Origin of the sequence: Pseudomonas sp. UBA1879 (genome assembly GCF_002338065.1) — a bacterium.
Lineage (GTDB): Bacteria > Pseudomonadota > Gammaproteobacteria > Pseudomonadales > Pseudomonadaceae > Aquipseudomonas.
Map to the genome: position 1 here is coordinate 14618 of NZ_DDHJ01000017.1, position 18457 is coordinate 33074.

At 57.9% G+C, this 18457-nt stretch carries 16 protein-coding genes; 14 read left to right on the forward strand and 2 right to left on the reverse strand.

Annotated features, from left to right (window positions below):
* Positions 1-146: 146 nt before the first annotated feature.
* The 4 genes from ilvA (at position 147) to B3N48_RS19415 (ending at position 4134) form a co-directional block, all read left to right on the forward strand.
* A complete protein-coding gene (gene ilvA / locus B3N48_RS19400) occupies positions 147-1661 on the forward strand; it encodes a threonine ammonia-lyase, biosynthetic (protein WP_296186545.1) in 1515 nt (504 codons plus the stop codon).
* Between the two features lie 290 nt (positions 1662-1951).
* A complete protein-coding gene (locus B3N48_RS19405) occupies positions 1952-2380 on the forward strand; it encodes a DUF2269 family protein (RefSeq protein WP_296186548.1) in 429 nt (142 codons plus the stop codon).
* Between the two features lie 33 nt (positions 2381-2413).
* Entirely contained in the window at positions 2414-3670 is a 1257-nt protein-coding gene (locus B3N48_RS19410) for an SDR family oxidoreductase (protein WP_296186550.1), read from the forward strand.
* A complete protein-coding gene (locus B3N48_RS19415) occupies positions 3667-4134 on the forward strand; it encodes a DUF2269 family protein (RefSeq protein WP_296186552.1) in 468 nt (155 codons plus the stop codon). The genes B3N48_RS19410 and B3N48_RS19415 overlap by 4 nt, the downstream gene beginning before the upstream one ends.
* 107 nt (positions 4135-4241) lie before the next feature.
* Here B3N48_RS19415 and B3N48_RS19420 read toward each other — a convergent pair whose 3' ends face one another.
* Positions 4242-4898, reverse strand: coding sequence for an HAD family hydrolase (locus B3N48_RS19420; RefSeq protein ID WP_296186553.1), 657 nt, complete (start codon positions 4896-4898; stop codon positions 4242-4244).
* A 165-nt stretch (positions 4899-5063) separates the two neighbouring features.
* Here B3N48_RS19420 and B3N48_RS19425 point away from each other — a divergent pair, with 165 nt between their 5' ends.
* Together B3N48_RS19425 and ptsP are read left to right on the forward strand one after the other, a co-directional pair.
* The gene (locus B3N48_RS19425; protein ID WP_074751434.1) at positions 5064-5543 is read left to right on the forward strand and encodes an RNA pyrophosphohydrolase; all 480 of its coding nucleotides are present in this window, start codon (positions 5064-5066) and stop codon (positions 5541-5543) included.
* A gap of 21 nt (positions 5544-5564) precedes the next feature.
* Positions 5565-7844 (forward strand): phosphoenolpyruvate--protein phosphotransferase, encoded by a 2280-nt coding sequence (ptsP, locus tag B3N48_RS19430; RefSeq protein WP_296186555.1) that lies wholly within the window; start codon positions 5565-5567, stop codon positions 7842-7844.
* Between the two features lie 202 nt (positions 7845-8046).
* On the opposite strand, the gene B3N48_RS19435 is transcribed toward ptsP, so the two are convergent.
* A complete protein-coding gene (locus B3N48_RS19435; protein WP_296186556.1) occupies positions 8047-8793 on the reverse strand; it encodes an NRDE family protein in 747 nt (248 codons plus the stop codon).
* 114 nt (positions 8794-8907) lie between these two features.
* Here B3N48_RS19435 and B3N48_RS19440 point away from each other — a divergent pair, with 114 nt between their 5' ends.
* From B3N48_RS19440 to B3N48_RS19475, 8 genes are all read left to right on the forward strand, one after another.
* Positions 8908-9690 carry a sulfite exporter TauE/SafE family protein gene (locus B3N48_RS19440; RefSeq protein WP_296186558.1) on the forward strand — a complete coding sequence of 261 codons (783 nt, stop codon included), beginning with the start codon at positions 8908-8910 and terminating at the stop codon, positions 9688-9690.
* A gap of 37 nt (positions 9691-9727) precedes the next feature.
* Positions 9728-10540, forward strand: a complete 813-nt coding sequence (gene lgt / locus B3N48_RS19445) for a prolipoprotein diacylglyceryl transferase (protein WP_296186561.1) — start codon at positions 9728-9730, stop codon at positions 10538-10540.
* A 59-nt stretch (positions 10541-10599) separates the two neighbouring features.
* Complete coding sequence (gene thyA, locus B3N48_RS19450) at positions 10600-11199, forward strand: thymidylate synthase (RefSeq protein WP_296186565.1); 600 nt, start codon at positions 10600-10602, stop codon at positions 11197-11199.
* 90 nt (positions 11200-11289) lie between these two features.
* Positions 11290-12537, forward strand: coding sequence for a tyrosine-type recombinase/integrase (locus tag B3N48_RS19455; protein ID WP_296186566.1), 1248 nt, complete (start codon positions 11290-11292; stop codon positions 12535-12537).
* Positions 12534-14882, forward strand: a complete 2349-nt coding sequence (locus tag B3N48_RS19460) for a site-specific integrase (protein WP_296186567.1) — start codon at positions 12534-12536, stop codon at positions 14880-14882. Before B3N48_RS19455 ends, B3N48_RS19460 begins: the two co-directional genes overlap by 4 nt.
* Positions 14879-16972, forward strand: coding sequence for a tyrosine-type recombinase/integrase (locus tag B3N48_RS19465; protein ID WP_296186568.1), 2094 nt, complete (start codon positions 14879-14881; stop codon positions 16970-16972). Before B3N48_RS19460 ends, B3N48_RS19465 begins: the two co-directional genes overlap by 4 nt.
* Complete coding sequence (locus tag B3N48_RS19470) at positions 16969-17475, forward strand: hypothetical protein (RefSeq protein ID WP_296186569.1); 507 nt, start codon at positions 16969-16971, stop codon at positions 17473-17475. The genes B3N48_RS19465 and B3N48_RS19470 overlap by 4 nt, the downstream gene beginning before the upstream one ends.
* Entirely contained in the window at positions 17472-18305 is an 834-nt protein-coding gene (locus tag B3N48_RS19475) for a thymidylate synthase (protein WP_296186571.1), read from the forward strand. The genes B3N48_RS19470 and B3N48_RS19475 overlap by 4 nt, the downstream gene beginning before the upstream one ends.
* Positions 18306-18457: the final 152 nt, after the last annotated feature.

Genomic DNA, 18457 nt, shown 5'->3' on the forward strand with positions numbered 1-18457 from the left:
CAAGCGCGCTCCTGCAGAGAGAGCGATATGCGAGGGCGGGCATTATAGCGACATGCCGTCGGTAAAGCCTGACTCTTGGTGTGGTCGCGCGTCGGGTCGCGGGGTAGACTTCCGAGTCTTGCCCTTTCGCCAGCGATGCGGTCCCGATGCTCGAACACTACGTGAAGAAAATCCTCACCTCCCGCGTCTACGACGTCGCCGTCGAAACCCCGCTGCACGGCGCTCGCCAGCTCTCCGAACGCCTCGGCAATCAGGTGTTGCTCAAGCGCGAAGACCTGCAGCCGGTGTTCTCCTTCAAGATTCGTGGGGCTTACAACAAACTGGCGCAATTGAGCGCGGAAGAAGTTGCGCGGGGCGTGGTCACCGCGTCGGCGGGCAACCATGCGCAGGGCCTGGCGCTGGCGGCGAAGACGTTGGGCGTGTCGGCCACCATCGTCATGCCGAAAACCACGCCCGAGATCAAGGTCGAGGGCGTGCGCTCGCGGGGTGGAAACGTCGTGCTGCACGGCGACTCTTTCCCCGAGGCGTTGGCGTATTCCCTGAAGCTGGTCGAGGAAAAAGGCTACGTCTACATTCACCCCTACGATGACCCTGACACCATCGCCGGGCAAGGCACGGTGGCCATGGAAATTCTCCGTCAGCATCCTGGCCGACTGGACGCGATCTTCGTCCCGGTAGGCGGCGGCGGGCTGATCGCGGGCATTGCGGCCTATGTGAAATACCTGCGCCCGGAGATCAAGGTGATCGGCGTCGAACCGGACGACTCCAACTGCCTGCAACAGGCCATGGCTTATGGCGAGCGCGTGGTGTTGCAGCAGGTCGGGCTGTTCGCGGATGGCGTCGCCGTGGCGCAGATTGGCCAGCACACCTTCGACATCTGCAAGGATTACGTCGATGAGGTGATCACCGTCAGCACCGACGAAATCTGCGCGGCGATCAAGGACATCTACGACGACACCCGCTCGATCACCGAACCTGCAGGTGCGCTGGGCGCGGCGGGGATCAAGAAATACGTCGAGCAATACGAGGTCAAAGGCCAGACCTTTGTCGCCATCGAATCCGGCGCCAACGTCAATTTCGACCGCCTGCGCCACGTCGCCGAACGCGCCGAACTGGGCGAAGGCCGTGAAGCCATCATTGCCGTGACCATCCCCGAGCAGCCCGGCAGTTTCAAAGCGTTCTGCGAGGCCGTGGGCAAGCGCCAGATCACCGAATTCAACTACCGCTACCACACCGACCGCGAGGCGCACATCTTCGTCGGCGTGCAGACCCATCCGGAAAACGACCCGCGCAAGGCACTGATCGCCAGCCTTACCGACCAGGGTTTTCCGGTGCTGGACCTGACGGACAACGAACTGGCCAAACTGCACCTGCGGCACATGGTCGGCGGGCATTCGGAGCGAGTCAGCGATGAAATGGTCTTCCGCTTCGAATTCCCCGAACGGCCCGGCGCGCTGTTCAATTTCCTGAATAAACTGGGCGGCAAATGGAACATCTCGATGTTCCACTACCGCAACCACGGCGCGGCGGATGGCCGGGTGGTGGCGGGCCTGGTCGTGCCGGAAGAGGAACGGCACCTGGTGCCCAAGGCGCTGGCGGAGATTGGCTATCCGTATTGGGATGAAACGAATAATCCTGCGTACAAGCTGTTTTTGGGGTAACTAAGTCGCCCTGATTAGAGTGCCTGATACGAACGCACGCCCTGGATTCTGGCCGAAGGCCGTGGGAGCTGGCTTGCCTGCGATCTGTCGCGAAGCGGCAGTAAAACCGAACACCTCGGTTGTGCCAGGCATACCGCGTCGTCAGGTTTACGACTGCTGCGCAGCCGATCGCGAGCAAGCTTGCTCCTACGCCTTCGGCAGAAGCGGACCGCGTGCAACGCTGTAGTCCAACGCAACTTCCCGCCCGCGGCTACGCTCAAAGCACGGCTCTCTATAAAGGAATGAATCCCATGGAACACTTCGCCGCGCTGAAAATCCTGCATATGGTCGCCACGGCCTTGCTGTTCATCAGCGGGCTGGCATTGGCGGTGTGGATCGTTCGCGGGCGCCGGGCCGGGGACTTGACGGTGCAGAACCGCGCCATGCAGAAACCCTGGGTGTTCGTCTGGGGGCTGATGGGGCTTTGCCTGCTGACCCTGCCCATCAGCGGCTGGTGGTTGGTGCATGAGGCTGGTTGGCCGCTGGGGCAAGCCTGGCTGCTCGGTGCCAGTATCCTCTACACCTTCGGCGCCCTGAGCTGGGCCTGGCTGGCGGTGCGGGTCAATCGGCTGCGCAGGCCCGTGATCGTTGGCAATTCGACATTCACCCTGGCACTCGCCGTCTTCTGCGCAGTTTGTTTTGTAGCCATCGCCGGACTGATGGGTGCCAAACCGGTGTGACCCCGGCACCCGAAAGCCACAACAAGGAATGTGATGAAGATTCTTCTGGCAGGTGCGACGGGGTTCGTCGGACGTCACGTGCTGAAAGCGCTGAGCGGCGCCGGTCATCAAATCGTGGCAACCAGTCGCGCTCGGCAATCCCTGCGCTTGCCAGGCGTCGAATGGCGTCAGCTTGACTTGGACACCTTGGCCACGGTGCCGGACCACTTTCAATTCCCCGACGCTATCGACCTGCTGATCAACGCCGCAGGGCTGTTGAGCGTGGATGAGGAGCAACTGACTCTCACCCAGGACCTCGGCACGCGCGCGCTCTTCGATCTGGCGAAGCAGGCGGGTGTGCGTGTTCTGCACATCTCGGCGCTCGGCGCAGGCGGTCAGCCGGATGTGCCGTTTCTGGCGAGCAAAGGGGCAGCGGATGACTACCTGATGGCGCTCGGCATTCCCGCTGTGGTGCTTCGACCTTCATTAATGCTGGGGGCGGGCGGCGCCAGTAGCGAATGGCTGGCGCGAATGTCGGCATTGCCGGCGATCCCGCTGCTGGATCGCAAGGCACGCTTGCAGCCATTGCACGTCGATGATCTGGTCGATGCCATACTGGCGCTGGTGCGCCGCTGGCCGGAGGCTCCCCTCGTGCTGCCGGTGGTGGGGCCTGAAGTGATGACGCTGGCGCAACTGATCGACCAGATGCGCATGTCTCAAGGTTGGCCGACTGCCTGGTTCATCAAAATCCCCGACGCTGCGGCAGAGTTCGGTGCTTCGCTGGGCGACCGCTTTGGCTGGCGAGCGTTGAATCGACAAAGCCTGCTCATGGCTCAGCGCGACAACATGGCAGACCCCGAAGTGCTTGAGACAGTGTGCGGTTATCGCTGCGCCAGCTTGCGCGATCGCCTTCACGACTGGCCCGACCCTGCCCAGAGCGCGCACCTGGCCCTGCGTCCGTTAATGCTCGCGGTGTTGGCGCTGATCTGGCTAGGAACTGCTTTCGTCTGCCTCGGACCCGGTTTCGGGTGGGGATTGCGCATCCTGGCCGAGGCGGGATTGACGGGGCCGTTCGCGCAGATCGCTGTCGTGACCGGCGGGCTGAGCGACGGCTTATTGGGCGTCGTCATGCTGATTCCCCGGTGGCGACGGCGCGCGTTTCAAGCACAGCTATGCCTGATGGCCGCCTACACCGTGATCATCACGGTTGTCCTGCCTCATTATTGGTTTGACCCCTACGCCGCCGTCGCCAAAAACCTGGTGCTGATGGTAGCCACCCTTTGGCTTTTACGGACGGAAGCGCGTAGATGAACGCCTATCTGCTGCTCAAAACCCTGCACATTTTGTCTTCCACAGTCCTGTTCGGCCTTGGTGCGGGTTCGGCCTATTACGCGTTGCGGGCGTGGCGCACGGGCAAAGTCGAGGTCATTGCTGTGACGTTCAAGCACTTGGTCTTCGCAGATTGGGCATTCACCACCACCACCGCGATCTTTCAGCCGCTGAGTGGATTGGGCCTGGCATGGCTGGCAGGCTGGCCCCTGCAGCAAAGCTGGCTGATGTGGAGTTTCGCGCTGTACGTGCTGGCGGGAGTGTGCTGGTTGCCGGTGGTGTGGTTGCAAATCCGGGTGCACAAACTGGCGGACCAGGCGTTGCTGGAAGGTTCTGCGATGCCGATCAAGGCGACTGTTTATATGAAATGGTGGTTTGGCCTGGCGTGGCCCGCGTTCTTTTCTTTTATAGGCATTTTTTACTTGATGGTGGCCAAACCCAGCTGAGAGTTCGGCGGGCGATTGTTGCTGCCTGGATCATTGCTGTCGCGGGCAAGCGCGCTGCTAGAGAAATGCGATCTGCTGTAGGAGCGCGCTTGCCCGCGAAGGCGTTTTCAACCGCGCAGTGAAATCACCGGCCAGCCGCGACGGGTCGCCTCGGCGCGCAGTTTCTCGTCCGGGTCCACGGCCACCGGGTTGGCGACCTGTTCCAGCAGCGGCAGGTCGTTCATCGAGTCGCTGTAAAAATAGCTGTCTTCCAGATCGAAGCCGTTTTCTTCGATCCAGCGGTTCAGGCGGGTCACCTTGCCTTCGCGGAAGCACGGTACGTCGGTAGTCCGGCCGGTGTAGCGGCCTTCGACAATCTCGCACTCAGTGGCCAGCAGCGTCTCGATGCCCAGGCGGGCTACGATCGGCGCGGTCACAAAACGGTTGGTCGCGGTGATCACCACCAGCTTGTCGCCCGCGTCACGGTGCCTGGCAATCAGTTCAAATGCCTTGGGCAGCATCAGCGGCTCGATGCAGTCGCGCATGAAGTCGCTGTGCCATTCGTCGAGTTGGGCCATGTCAGTACGGCCAAGGATTTCCAGGCTGAAATTCAGGTAGTCGGTCAGGTTCAATGTGCCCGCCAGATAGTCCTGATAAAAGGCATCGTTGCGTGCCTTATAGGCAGCGCCGTCAAGGATGCCGCGTCCGCACAGGTAATCTCCCCACGCGTGGTCGCTGTCGCCACCCAAGAGTGTGTTGTCGAGGTCGAATAAGGCCAGGCGCATGCGGTTACTCGCTGAATTGGCTAAAAAAAGAGCACAAGAATACGAGGTTTCATCAAGTGACCGCATCTATTAATGCTGTTGTCGCGATAAGCTGCCTGCGCCTCGTTGCTGCCTTCACGATCTTTGTGGAACAATGCGGCGACATGCGTTTGCGAGGTTGTAGCCGTGATCGACCCCGATGGTTTCCGCCCTAATGTCGGGATAATTCTGACAAATGATGCTGGCCAGGTCTTATGGGCTCGCCGTATCAATCAAGATGCTTGGCAGTTTCCGCAAGGGGGGATCAACCCTCAGGAGACGCCGGAAGACGCGCTCTACCGTGAATTGAATGAAGAAGTCGGGCTGGAACGCCACGATGTTGAAATTCTGGCCTGCACACGCGGTTGGTTGCGTTATCGTCTGCCGCAACGTTTGGTGCGTACCCACAGCCAGCCGCTGTGCATCGGCCAAAAGCAAAAATGGTTTCTCCTGCGCCTGATCTCCAACGAGCAAAGGGTGCGGATGGATTTGACCGGTAAACCGGAGTTCGATGGCTGGAAATGGGTCAGCTATTGGTATCCGTTGGGCCAGGTGGTGACATTCAAGCGCGAAGTGTATCGCCGCGCCCTTAAAGAGCTTGCCCCGCGCCTGTTGGCGCGCGACTGACACGGAGTTCGACCCCGAGCCATGCTCAATACGCTGCGCAAGATCGTCCAGGAAGTTAACTCCGCCAAGGATCTCAAGGCGGCGTTGGGGATTATTGTGTTACGCGTCAAAGAGGCCATGAGCAGCCAGGTCTGCTCGGTCTATTTGCTCGATCCCGAAACCAACCGTTTCGTGCTCATGGCCACCGAAGGCCTGAACAAGCGCTCCATCGGCAAAGTCAGTATGGCGCCCAACGAAGGTCTGGTCGGGCTGGTCGGTACGCGCGAAGAGCCGCTGAACCTGGAAAACGCCGCCGATCACCCTCGTTATCGCTACTTTGCCGAGACCGGCGAAGAGCGTTTTGCTTCGTTCCTCGGCGCGCCGATTATTCACCACCGGCGTGTCGTCGGGGTGTTGGTGATCCAGCAAAAGGAGCGTCGTCAGTTCGACGAAGGGGAAGAAGCCTTCCTCGTGACCATGAGCGCCCAGTTGGCTGGCGTTATTGCCCACGCTGAGGCCACGGGCTCGATTCGTGGGCTAGGGCGCCAGGGCAAAGGCATTCAAGAAGCTCGTTTCGTCGGTGTAGCCGGCTCGCCTGGCGCTGCTGTCGGCACAGCGCTGGTCATGTTGCCGCCCGCTGATCTCGAAGTGGTGCCGGACAAAACGGTCACTGACATCGACGCTGAACTGAAACTTTTCAAAAATGCTTTGGAAGGCGTTCGCAGCGACATGCGCACCCTTTCGGCGAAGCTGGCAACACAGTTGCGCCCGGAAGAGCGCGCGTTGTTCGACGTCTACCTGATGATGCTCGACGATGCATCGCTAGGCAGTGAAGTGACTAACGTCATCAAAACGGGGCAATGGGCACAGGGCGCACTGCGTTCGGTGGTCAATGAGCACGTCAACCGTTTCGAACTGATGGACGACGCTTATCTGCGCGAGCGCGCATCCGACGTGAAGGATCTTGGCCGTCGTCTGCTGGCCTACCTCCAGGAAGCGCGCCAGCAAGCGCTGGTGTACCCCGATGCCACGATTCTGGTCAGCGAAGAACTTACCCCTGCCATGCTCGGTGAAGTGCCGGAAGGCAAACTGGTCGGCTTGGTGTCGGTGTTGGGCTCGGGCAACTCCCATGTGGCGATCCTGGCCCGTGCGATGGGCATTCCGACCGTCATGGGCGCGGTGGACCTGCCGTATTCCAAGGTCGATGGCATCGAGCTGATCGTCGACGGTTACCATGGCGAAGTCTTCACCAACCCTAGCGAGGCCCTGCGCAAGCAGTACTCGGTGGTGGTCGAGGAAGAACGCCAGTTGTCTCAAGGCCTCGACGCCTTGCGCGAGCTGCCCTGCGTGACCCTCGACGGGCACCGCATGCCGCTGTGGGTCAACACCGGTCTTCTGGCTGATGTCGCCCGCGCTCAACAGCGCGGTGCCGAAGGTGTCGGCCTGTACCGCACCGAAGTGCCGTTCATGATCCAGCAGCGTTTCCCGAGCGAAAAGGAACAGCTGGCGATTTACCGCGAACAGTTGGCGGCCTTTCATCCGCTGCCCGTGACCATGCGCACGCTGGACATCGGCGGTGACAAGGCGCTCTCGTATTTCCCGATCAAGGAAGACAACCCGTTCCTGGGCTGGCGCGGTATTCGCGTGACCCTCGATCACCCGGAAATCTTCCTGGTGCAGACCCGCGCCATGCTCAAGGCCAGCGAAGGCTTGAACAACCTGCGGATTTTGCTGCCGATGATCTCCGGCACTCACGAAACCGAAGAAGCCCTGCACTTGATTCACCGGGCATGGGGCGAAGTGCGCGACGAAGGCACCGACGTGCCGATGCCGCCGGTGGGTGTGATGATCGAGGTGCCTGCGGCGGTCTATCAGACCCGCGAGCTGGCGCGTCAGGTGGACTTCCTGTCGGTGGGTTCCAACGATTTGACGCAGTATTTGTTGGCCGTCGACCGCAACAACCCTCGGGTCGCCGACCTTTACGATTACCTGCACCCGGCCGTACTACAGGCCCTGCAAAATGTCGTGCGCGACGCCCATGCCGAGGGCAAGCCGGTCAGCATTTGCGGAGAAATGGCGGGGGATCCGGCGGCAGCTGTCCTGCTGATGGCGATGGGCTTCGACAGTCTTTCGATGAACGCCACCAACCTGCCGAAAGTGAAGTGGATGTTGCGTCAGATCAATCTCAGCAAGGCCAAAGAGCTGCTGGCGCAGTTGATGAACAATGACAATCCCCAGGTCATCAGCAGTTCGTTGCAATTGGCGCTGCGCAATCTTGGTCTGTCGCGGATGATCAATCCGACGTCCGTCAAAGGGCATTGATCGGCCGCGAGCCTCGACTGCACTCCACAGAGGTGAGGTGCTGCACTTCAAACAGGACGGTGATTGCCGGGAGCACGCGTACCATTGTGGGAGCCGGCTTGCTGGCGAAGGGGAAGTGTCAGCCACTTCTCTGGGCCTGATTCACCGCCTTCGCCAGCAAGCCGGCTCCCACAGTTAATCGCGGTGGGTCAGCACGCCACGATCAAACTTCCAAATCTACCTCACCCAGTCTCCCGCCATACGGCCCGAAGCTGCGTTCGATCAGTCTCCGGCTACCATCTGCACTGGCAATCAGCACTGTACTCGCCCGCGTCCCGTAATTCGGACTAGCGATGAACACGCTGGACAGCAGCTTCTCGGTCGCCAAACCCACGCCTGTACTGGGCAGGTCGGCGTCTGGTGCAGCCTCGGCATCTGCGAGGAACTCAAATAGCGCCTCCGGTTCCGGCTGATCCAGCTGATCCGAAAGCGCGGCCTTTGCCTTCAGCAGCTTCGGCCATGGCGTATCAAGCCCTGCGTTGGACACGCCATAAATCCCCGGCTCCAAGCGGCGAGGAACGGGATTCGCCGCATTGAGAAACTGCAGCTCATCGCGATTGGCGACCAGCAGATTGAAACCGCCATACTCAGCCGCACGACCAGCGACTTCGCGCAGGTATTCGTCAATCGGCAGCGAACCGGTCAAAAATTGAGCAACCAGCTCGCCTCTGGAGCGACGCCCGAGAGGCTGGGCTGGGTCGCGAATGTTCGTCAGCGCGGCGAAACGCCCGTCGGCGGTCATACCTAGCCAAGTGCCGCCGGCTTCCAGGTCACGTCCCGCGTAGACGTGCGAAGCGTCCTCCCACTGCGCGAGCGGCAAGGTTGGGCGGGCGTAGAATTCATCTCGATTGGCCGCCAGAATCAGCGGTTGCGGGTGGGCAGGGCGCCAAGCGAACACGATCAGGCACATGCGGGCCTCCTTTTTCTCGACACTGTACGCACAGATACGCCACACATCCATCGACCACGGGTGGAGGCGAAACGCTCGGTCCGGTAACATGCCGCACTGATTTTCGGAGGCCCCATGGAATTTCTGCTCTATCTGGCCTTGGGCGCGTGCGCGGGAGTGCTGGCCGGGCTGTTCGGTGTGGGCGGCGGCATCATCATCGTTCCGGTGCTGGTGTTCAGCTTCACGCTGCAAGGCTTCGACAGTTCCGTCCTGACTCACCTGGCCGTGGGCACCTCGCTGGCGACCATCGTCTTCACCTCGATCCAGTCGGTGCGTGCCCACCATAAAAGGGGCGCCGTACGCTGGGCCGTGTTTACGTGGATGACGATGGGCATTCTGGTGGGCGCCGGGGTGGGGTCGCTGACCGCCAGCTATATCGCCGGGCCATACCTGCAGAAAATCATCGGCGTGTTCGCCATTCTCGTTGCACTCCAGATGGCCTTCGACCTGAGGCCCAAGGCCAGTGGCACGGTGCCGCGCAGGCCGGGTCTCATCGCAGCAGGCGTGGTGATTGGCTGGGCCTCGGCGATTTTCGGCATCGGCGGCGGATCGCTGACCGTGCCGTTTCTGACCTGGCGCAGTCTGACCATGCAGCAAGCGGTTGCCACGTCGTCTGCCTGCGGCTTCCCTATTGCCGTGGCGAGTGCCCTAAGTTTCATGATTCTGGGGTGGCACGATCCGCTGTTGCCCCCGCATAGTCTCGGTTTCGTGTACCTGCCTGCGTTCATTGGCATTGCGCTTACCAGCATGTTTTTCGCCCGTTTTGGTGCGAAGCTGGCGCACACTTTGTCACCGAGGGTGCTGAAACGACTGTTCGCCCTGCTGCTGGTGGTCGTGGGTACCAGTTTTCTGATTTGATTCATCGCTCTGTGAGCGTCCATTTTAAGGAGTCGCAATGCTGCCTTACCCGCAGATTGACCCGGTAGCCGTGGCCATCGGTCCGCTGCAAATTCACTGGTACGGCCTGATGTATCTGGTCGGCATCGGCAGTGCCTGGTTCCTGGCTTCGCGCCGTTTGAACAGGTTCGACCCGACGTGGACCAAGGAAAAACTCTCGGACATGATCTTTTGGGTCGCGATGGGGGTGATCGTCGGCGGACGGCTCGGCTACGTGCTGTTCTATGACCTGCCGAACTACATCGCCAATCCGCTGCTGATCTTCGAAGTGTGGAAGGGCGGCATGGCGTTCCACGGCGGCTTCATCGGCGTCATGATCGCGACCTACTGGTTCGGCAAGCGCAACGGCAAGTCATTCTTTCAACTGATGGACTTCATTGCGCCGATGGTACCGATCGGCCTCGGCGCCGGGCGCATCGGCAACTTCATCAATGGCGAGCTGTGGGGTAAACCGACCGACCTGCCATGGGCCATGGTCTTCCCGCCGTTCAGCGACCCTGCACAACTGCCGCGCCATCCGTCGCAGCTGTACCAGTTCGCGCTGGAAGGTGTGGCACTGTTTGTCATTCTCTATTTCTTCTCGCGCAAGCCGCGTCCGACCATGGCCGTCTCCGGCATGTTTGCGCTGTTTTACGGGATTTTCCGCTTCATCGTGGAGTTCGTCCGCGTCCCTGATGCCCAGCTCGGTTATCTGGCTTGGGGCTGGGTGACCATGGGTCAGATTCTCAGCTTGCCGATGATCATCGGTGGTCTGGTGCTGATCTGGCTGGCCTACCATCGCGCACCTGCTGCCAACAAGGCAGCCGTCTGATTTTGAATCGTCTGGCCCATGAGGCCAGGCGATTCACCGATACAAGAGGGCTTTTGGGCATGAAGCAATACCTTGAACTGTTACAGGACGTCATCGCCAACGGAACGCGCAAAGGCGACCGCACCGGCACGGGAACGACTGCTGTGTTCGGGCGCCAGATTCGCCACAACCTGGCCGATGGCTTCCCGCTGCTGACCACCAAGAAGCTGCACTTCAAGAGCATCGCCAACGAACTGATCTGGATGCTCAGCGGCAATACCAACACCAAATGGCTTAACGACAATGGCGTGACCATCTGGGACGAGTGGGCCACTGAAGACGGCGATCTGGGCCCGGTTTACGGCGCGCAGTGGACCGGCTGGCCCACCAAGGATGGCGGCAAGATCAACCAGATCGACTACATGGTCGACTGCTTGAAGAACAACCCCAACAGCCGCCGCATCCTGTTCCACGGCTGGAACACGGAATACCTGCCGGACGAAAAACTCTCGCCCCAGGAAAACGTCAAGGCAGGGCGCCAGGCCCTCGCGGTGTGTCATTTGCTGTATCAGGCATTCGTCGCCGACGGCAAGCTGTCGATGCAGCTGTACATCCGCAGCTCGGACGTGTTCCTTTTATACCCCCTCCCAGAAACAGCACAGTACGCAATGGCCGCTTAGCAAGGCTTCACCTTCCAAGCTCAATTATTGTGCCCCAATACGAAATGCACATTGTGTATAGTACGGGCCGCTTTGAAGAGAGAGGAAGAAGTGAAGGTCATCGCAGTTAGGGGCAAGCCCCTAGATTTCAGTGAGTCCCCGACCAGGCGGAACGATCCATCCGAAGAGTCCCAGGTTCATGAAGCTGTGAAGGTTACAGGAGCAGCCGTCTTTGATGACGATGAGCGCCTGATGCCTCTGATCTCGGGTTATCTATCCCACAGCCTCCAGACCGCCCAGATTGCCGAGCAGACCGCCATCACCTACGGTCGCAACCTTGGGTACACCTGTGAATACCTGAAGAACCGCCGTGAGTTTCGGGATTGCGAGCGCGACTCTGCGTTCCTGGAAATCCGAACCCATGTCATTGAGGAGTACTTCGCCAACCTGCGCGAGGCGGAGGGTATTTCCAAGAAAACGGTGCGCAACCGAGATTCGTCCTTGATGGCGTTTTTCAATGATTCGCTGTGCAAGGGGGTGGACGATGTACCCGCGCCTCGTACCGCGCCCAATCCCTACACTGGTGGTTTCCTGTCTCCCCGCCCAAACAAGGGTCTGGTAGTGGCCTGCTCTCTGAATGACCTGACAGCGCTCATTTTGTCTACGCAGAGTGAGCGTGAGCGCTGCTTGCTCCAGTTCATGTACGACGCAGGCGTACGACGCTCGGAAGTCCCGCGAGTGACGCTCAAGGCCATTAATGACGCCATACAGTTCCAGGACACACTATTCATCTCGCCTGGTGTGACAGAACCGGTGAACGCTGACTATTGCCCCCTGCACATTGATGGCAGCAAAGGCCCTGCAGATTCTTTTAAGCCGCGTCAGACGTTGGTCAGCCGCGCCACATTGCTACGCATCAAGAAATACCATGCCTCGCCGCTTTACAATATGTGTAAGCGGCAGTTCAAAGGCGCTGAAAACACCCCTGCCTTCATGAATGCGGAAGGGGGCGAATACACCCCCCGTTCAATCTCCAAGCTCTTGGAGCGCGTGTCCGAACGAGCGCTGAATCTTCTGAAAATCGACAGGATGATCTCTCCGCACAAGTTGAGGCATGGGAACGCCTACGCCCTTCTGAGGACGCCAGACATAGGCAATGACCACCTTGATCGGCTGGTCACGGTGCAGAAGACGTTAGGCCACTCGCGGCTCAGCACTTCTGAGATCTACACCCAGATTCCCTACGACCTCTATCAGAAGCTCGTACGCCCCGGAACTGAAAGCAAAACGAAAGCAGGTGAGATGGCTGAGCTTTCTCAACAGACGCGCCTGAGAATTGATGCGGGAGATATGAAATGAGTCGGCTTAACAGTGCCGGGGTGGACGCCGTCATCGAGTCATTTGTGGCACGCGCCACTGATGATCGTGAGTCTCTGCTGAAGATCTGTCTCAGTCCGGGAGAGGTGTTGGCGGTGGCCCCTCACTACGTAGCCGAACAAACCGGTCTAAGCCCCAAGGCCATATCAAGGCGTGCCTCAAGCTTTGAACCGATCCTTGATGCGATGCGTGCTGAGGAAATCATCGTCGCCGGTCATTCATCTACCGCCTGCGATTGGCGTCGCCGTCTGCTCAACTGGTATGAAGGGATGCCCGCAGAAAAAAAACTTGCCATTCCAACTTTTGGCAACGGCATCAAGGAGCGCGGTTTTTTGAGCGAAATCTCTGATCTGGCAGGTTTCAGTGCGGCGAGGACGAAATTCGAACTGGTGCGGATCACGTACGAAGAGATCCTCAATGACCTTCGCGAGCTTGGTGTTCTCAAGGCGAACTACCAAACCGTCGAGCAGCGTATTGCCGATAAGGTGGTAGGCGAAAAGACTGAGTCATTGCGAGACACCTTCCAGGCTTTGCGGGCAGTTCACATTCATCGCCTGTCCGACCTGGCGAACCCAGAACCAGAGCGTCCTTTTCATCACCTACTGCATCTTTTCAGTGTGTCATCGATGAAGAGTAGTAGTGAATCTGGACAGCAGAATTTCATCGAGGCTTTCAAAAATTATCGAGCCTGTCTCATGGAGGCGAGATACACTGGTTTGGAGTGCATTCAGGAACTCGTAACTCCCTATGCTCTCCCAAAGTTTAGGGCATATCTGCAAGACAAGATAATTGAACGCCAGCTATCGACTAGCCACTGCAGTACGATGATGAGTGCGGCGAGAAAAATGATGGCTCGTGCAGCCCAAATCGAAGATTTGGGGCTGACCAGCTTTGTCCAGGCTGCGGGATTCGATACTGAGCGTGAAACTGACCAATACAGGCCCTATCCGCAAAGCGTGCGTAATCGTATTTCGCAAGCAATTGAGCAAGAAATTGAGGAAACCAATCGCCGAGCCCAGCCTTATGTCCGAAGCTATGTAGGGGAAGACCCTGTGGGCCCTGATGGTAAGGTGCGCCGTGGATTTAACACCCTTGACAATGCACGGTGGATTTTTGAAAACAAGCTCGACTGCAAGCCATTGGGCTTTGAGTCTGCAGATCGTGATGATCGTTATCAAAATGCGTTCATGAAGATCGTCGCTAACTCATCAACTTCCATCTTCGATGTATACAAGGCTTGGGGGGTGCAGTATCAGGTTGATGGCCGCACCGTTGCGCCTTACATTGCTCGTCTCGCCCAAATTACCGGCATGAACGCTGATTCTTTACTGGGGTTGGAGTTAGACGATTTTATCGAGCGCCATGATTTAACGGATCGCCCTTGTCTGCTGTATTGGAAAGAGCGCTCTGAGGGCGAGAAGATGCTCCCTCTTGACCTGTTCCATGCGGAAATTTCTTGGCTGACGACTTCTCAGGGGCGTGCGGTAAAGCAGGTCTATGATGATGTAAAACTTCTGACCCGTGATGTTCGACGAAACGCACCGGTTGAGATCAAGTACAAGCTGTTCATCTATCGGTCGAGCTCCCCCAGACAGTATGGCGTGATCAACTCCTTTGAGAGCTCTGGCGAAACCATGCTGCATAAGACGCTGCAGAAGCTCTCTCAGGATCATGGGCTGCTTGACGAGGATGGCAATCCTCTCAAACTTACACCGTCACGATTCCGGCCCAGCTTCGTAAGCGAGCTGATTGAGCGCGGCGTCTCTCCACGCGAGATTCAGGTGCTTCTCGGACACAAGAGCCTCAGCACCACCATGGGCTATCTGGATAAGCTGGACTTCAATCCCATGGCGCGCCGGATGCTGAATAAGGTTCTCCAGGAGATGCATCAGGATACGTTGGATGAGGCTCCAAAGCTCATTCCGACCAAGACCATCGAGTCCGCACCACAGGGAACACCCCTCCAGTCTGGTTTGGCGACGTGCATGAACGTGTTTGATCCACCAGACTTCATCAAGGCGTTGGCGGGATACGATCCCAGCAAGCCCTGCTCGTTGTTCAACAAATGCCTCTCGTGCAGCAACAGCATCATCACGGTGTCGCATCTACCGGATTTGTTTGCCTTGCGGCGTGGCTACCAGCGCATGATGGAGACCAATCGGGTGCTCGATACGCCTTATGCAGCCGTCATCCTGGATAACCTTGATGTGCTCAACAACATTCTTGATCCGGAGACCTCTGACTTTTCTGCTGATGAGTTGGCCAAGGCCGAGCGTCTTTCTGAAAACGTGCAGCCCAGCATTCTGGTCGAGGGGGTTGCGCTATGAGCCAAGTTCAAGCCCAAGCACTGCTGCCTGAGCTGGCAGCTTATAAGAAGTGGCGGACAGCCGCTCACACCCTCATGCTGGAGCTGCACAACCACGTCGCTGATGCGGCCCCTGTGTCGCTGGAGGCGCTCGCCTGGTACCAAGCGCTCATGGCATTACCCATCAGCAAGACATCCGTGCTGGGTGATCCTGTTTGGGACTACAACCTGGATCACCCGAACGCGGCCATGAACGTCAAAGGGGGCAAGCTGCGGATCAACTTTGAATCGTATCCGTCGGTCAATCAGTCCGCGATTCTGGAAGTGAAGGTCGCTCTCTATTATTGGCTGAAGATGCCATCGGCACTGCGTACGTTTGCCTCCCCAAGGAGCATCAAGGCTAACACGGCCCTATCATGCATTAAGGCCGGCCTGAGCTTTCTGGAGACGATGTCGGGGCAGGCGCGGCAGCTCCTGACGGATGAGTTTTTTGAGGTTGGATACCATGGCCTGACGTACTTCGACGCCGGCATGTACCGCGAGGCTGCCCGCATCCATCCGCTTGCTTTCGGCCCTGATCTCAAGAAGTTTTTCACGCTGATGAGGTCGCCATTTCTACAGGAACAGGTCTTCGACAAGCCACTACCGTACGTTGAGCTTGAGGCGCTGACCTGGGCCAGAGTTGCCAAGCACGTCGATGAGTCCGAGAGGACGTTCAGGATCCTTCCAAACGATATCTTCGAGAAAGCCTCTCGGGAGGCTTCTTTCGCAGTCGTTGACTTCCTAAGCACACTCGGAGAGCCCGTGGACGACCTGGTGGCCTTGACCCGTCAGAATGCTAGCGGTTACTCGCCGGCCCGTGCTCAAGAGTTGTCGGGTTTCGATTTTGAGTTGTACGTCGCGCTGAGGCTGCGGAAAAAAGGCTATGACTCTGATGCGATGACGGCTGCACTGTCCGCTGGCTTTGGTTACGTTCCAGCCATTTTCAAATCCAGCTCTGGCGGACATGAGTTCAAGGCGACCGAAACGTTGCTCAAACTCTCAGATTCGAATCTGGACAATGATTTCCGTCTGTACATCAATTTTGTCTCTTACAGCGCCTGCTACCTCGTCGCGCAGTACACCGGCATGCGACCTTCGGAGCTCGCTGAGATCCTGGTTGAGTCGTGCCTGGAGCAAGAAAACGATTACTGGCTGCTGATTAGCAATGTAATCAAACACCGCCAGGGCTTGGCGAAGCTGTTCGACGACAAGTGGATCGCCATTCCCATAGTGCGTGATGCTATTCGTGCAGCTTGTCTCATCGCCAAGGTAAAGCAGAATCCCTACCTGTTCTCCAACGTCGATACCGTCGCTCAGGGAGCCAAACCGAAGTCGATGACCTCGAATGGAATCGCCCATCAGTTCAGCGCTTTCTTCGAGGAGATCCTGACGGACGAGGAGTTCGAGACTCTTGAGTTTTCACCCTACACATTGCGCCATACCTTGGCCTATCAAATGGCAAGGGCTGAGCTTGGCCTTCCCTTCATCTCACACCAGTTGAAGCACTTTGGTGATCTTGTCGGCGGGGCTGGTCAGAACAAAGCGTTCAGCGCGGTGACTCTTGGGTATGGAGCGATCGCTGAGATCCTGTCCAAGGGCGGACGCTCTTCGGGCAGAACGCCGACTCAAATAGCAGAGGAGGAGTACATCCTCAGCTACTGCGATCCGGATGGAAACTACGCCGGGCCCAACGCTGAGAAGCACAAGGCGAAGATGCAAAAGGTGTTCAACGGGTACATGGCGGCTGGCTATACCAAGGAGCAGATCATCACCCAGATGGCCAAGAGGCGCATGGCGATCATCAACGTCGGAAAAGCCTTTTGCTATGGCGGTCAGCGAGAAGATTTTGATGAGTCTCTACCGTGCATTGGGGGGCTGCGTTGCAATCCTAATCGCTGCCCGAATGCCGTGGTTACCAAGGTACACGCTCCTAAGTGGCGGGAAATCTACGTGCAGAACAGCTTGGCACTGAACTCTCCAAACTCCGCAGGCGTAGAGGAAGAATTGAAGGCAGCCATGGAGGAAGCCCGAGGCGTGCTTGAACACTTGGGCGAGGAAATCGAGGTATGAATGGCCAAGCGTTTGATGTCAAAAACAAGCTCGACTACGACAAGAACACCGAGCTGCTGGCTCAAGGGATCATGCAAATCGCTGCTGATCCGAAGCTGCGGCCAACGATTGCTGAGCTCAGCCGGATCACAGGCATTCACCGCAATACTATCCGTCAGCGCGATTTCCCATCGGAGCGGCTTGAGGCGATCAAAGAGAATCGCCGCATTGCGGTGATTGCCCAACGGGTCAAGGCGGAGAAGAAACAAGATCCCAAGACGGTTCTGATGCAGCGCCTTGAAAAGAGTCGGTTGGAAGTGCTTTATTGGTTCAATAGGCATCAGGAATCTGAGAGCACCTGTGCCACGCTCGACAAACGGTTAAACACCCTCCGTGAGTCCAGGGACTACTACGTCCAGGTCGCGGCTCAGCGGCGCCAGAAGATCAATGAGCAAGAGACTGAAATTTTGAAACTGCGTGACGCGCTGGACGTGATCAGCGCGAACCTTGAGGATCCGAAATGAAGATGTACCACGATTTGCTGGCCGACGTGCTGGAGAACGGCGTCGAGAAAGGCGATCGCACAGGCACCGGCACGCTCAGTGTTTTTGGCCGCCAGTTCCGCCACAACCTAGAGGATGGCTTCCCGCTCCTGACCACCAAGAAGCTGCATTTCAAGAGCATCATCAATGAGATGATCTGGTTCCTGAACGGTGATACCAATACCAAATGGCTGAAAGAGCATGGGGTCAGTATCTGGGATGAGTGGGCGACTGAGGACGGTGATCTCGGCCCGATCTATGGCAAGCAGTGGACGGCCTGGCCTACCCAGGATGGTAAGACGATCAACCAGATCGACTATGTTGTTCACACGCTCAAGACCAACCCGAACAGCCGTCGCATCCTCTTCCACGGATGGAATGTTGAGTACCTTCCCGATGAGTCGGTAAGTCCACAAGAAAATGCGCGAAGCGGGAAGATGGCATTACCGCCTTGCCATTTACTTTATCAGTTCTATGTGGCTAATAAAAAGCTGTCAGCGCACTTATATATAAGGTCGTCAGACCTGCTACTTGGAAATCCATACAATCTAGCAGGGGTGAGTTTTCTGACTCATATGCTGGCCCAGCAGTGTGATCTGGGTGTCGGTGAGGTTGTAGTAACGATGGGTGATGCACATATTTACTTAAATCATATTGAGCAAGTAAAGCTTCAGCTGACTCGCGAGCCTCGTCCATTGCCTAAGTTAAAATTCAAGCGTAAACCAGATAGCATCTACGACTACAAGTTTGAGGATTTCGAGATTGTCGGGTATGACCCACACCCTCACATTCCTGCACCCGTATCTATCTAAGTGAAGCAATGCCTGGCCAGCCAAAATTCGGTTGGCCAGGTGGCGGATCAGCTCGACCCGCAGGCTACAGGGTGGGATGCAGCTATTGTCGCTGCCATCACTGAAGAGCTGGGTCAGGCTAAGTACCTGATTGATGAAAAAGTGGCTCGACG

Bases quoted from the DNA above. Each gene is read 5' to 3' on its own strand.
- ilvA (WP_296186545.1), top strand. From the start codon at position 147: ATGCTCGAACACTACGTGAAGAAAATCCTCACCTCCCGCGTCTACGAC.
- B3N48_RS19405 (WP_296186548.1), top strand. From the start codon at position 1,952: ATGGAACACTTCGCCGCGCTGAAAATCCTGCATATGGTCGCCACGGCC.
- B3N48_RS19410 (WP_296186550.1), top strand. From the start codon at position 2,414: ATGAAGATTCTTCTGGCAGGTGCGACGGGGTTCGTCGGACGTCACGTG.
- B3N48_RS19415 (WP_296186552.1), top strand. From the start codon at position 3,667: ATGAACGCCTATCTGCTGCTCAAAACCCTGCACATTTTGTCTTCCACA.
- B3N48_RS19420 (WP_296186553.1), bottom strand. From the start codon at position 4,898: ATGCGCCTGGCCTTATTCGACCTCGACAACACACTCTTGGGTGGCGAC.
- ptsP (WP_296186555.1), top strand. From the start codon at position 5,565: ATGCTCAATACGCTGCGCAAGATCGTCCAGGAAGTTAACTCCGCCAAG.
- B3N48_RS19435 (WP_296186556.1), bottom strand. From the start codon at position 8,793: ATGTGCCTGATCGTGTTCGCTTGGCGCCCTGCCCACCCGCAACCGCTG.
- B3N48_RS19440 (WP_296186558.1), top strand. From the start codon at position 8,908: ATGGAATTTCTGCTCTATCTGGCCTTGGGCGCGTGCGCGGGAGTGCTG.
- lgt (WP_296186561.1), top strand. From the start codon at position 9,728: ATGCTGCCTTACCCGCAGATTGACCCGGTAGCCGTGGCCATCGGTCCG.
- thyA (WP_296186565.1), top strand. From the start codon at position 10,600: ATGAAGCAATACCTTGAACTGTTACAGGACGTCATCGCCAACGGAACG.
- B3N48_RS19460 (WP_296186567.1), top strand. From the start codon at position 12,534: ATGAGTCGGCTTAACAGTGCCGGGGTGGACGCCGTCATCGAGTCATTT.
- B3N48_RS19465 (WP_296186568.1), top strand. From the start codon at position 14,879: ATGAGCCAAGTTCAAGCCCAAGCACTGCTGCCTGAGCTGGCAGCTTAT.
- B3N48_RS19470 (WP_296186569.1), top strand. From the start codon at position 16,969: ATGAATGGCCAAGCGTTTGATGTCAAAAACAAGCTCGACTACGACAAG.
- B3N48_RS19475 (WP_296186571.1), top strand. From the start codon at position 17,472: ATGAAGATGTACCACGATTTGCTGGCCGACGTGCTGGAGAACGGCGTC.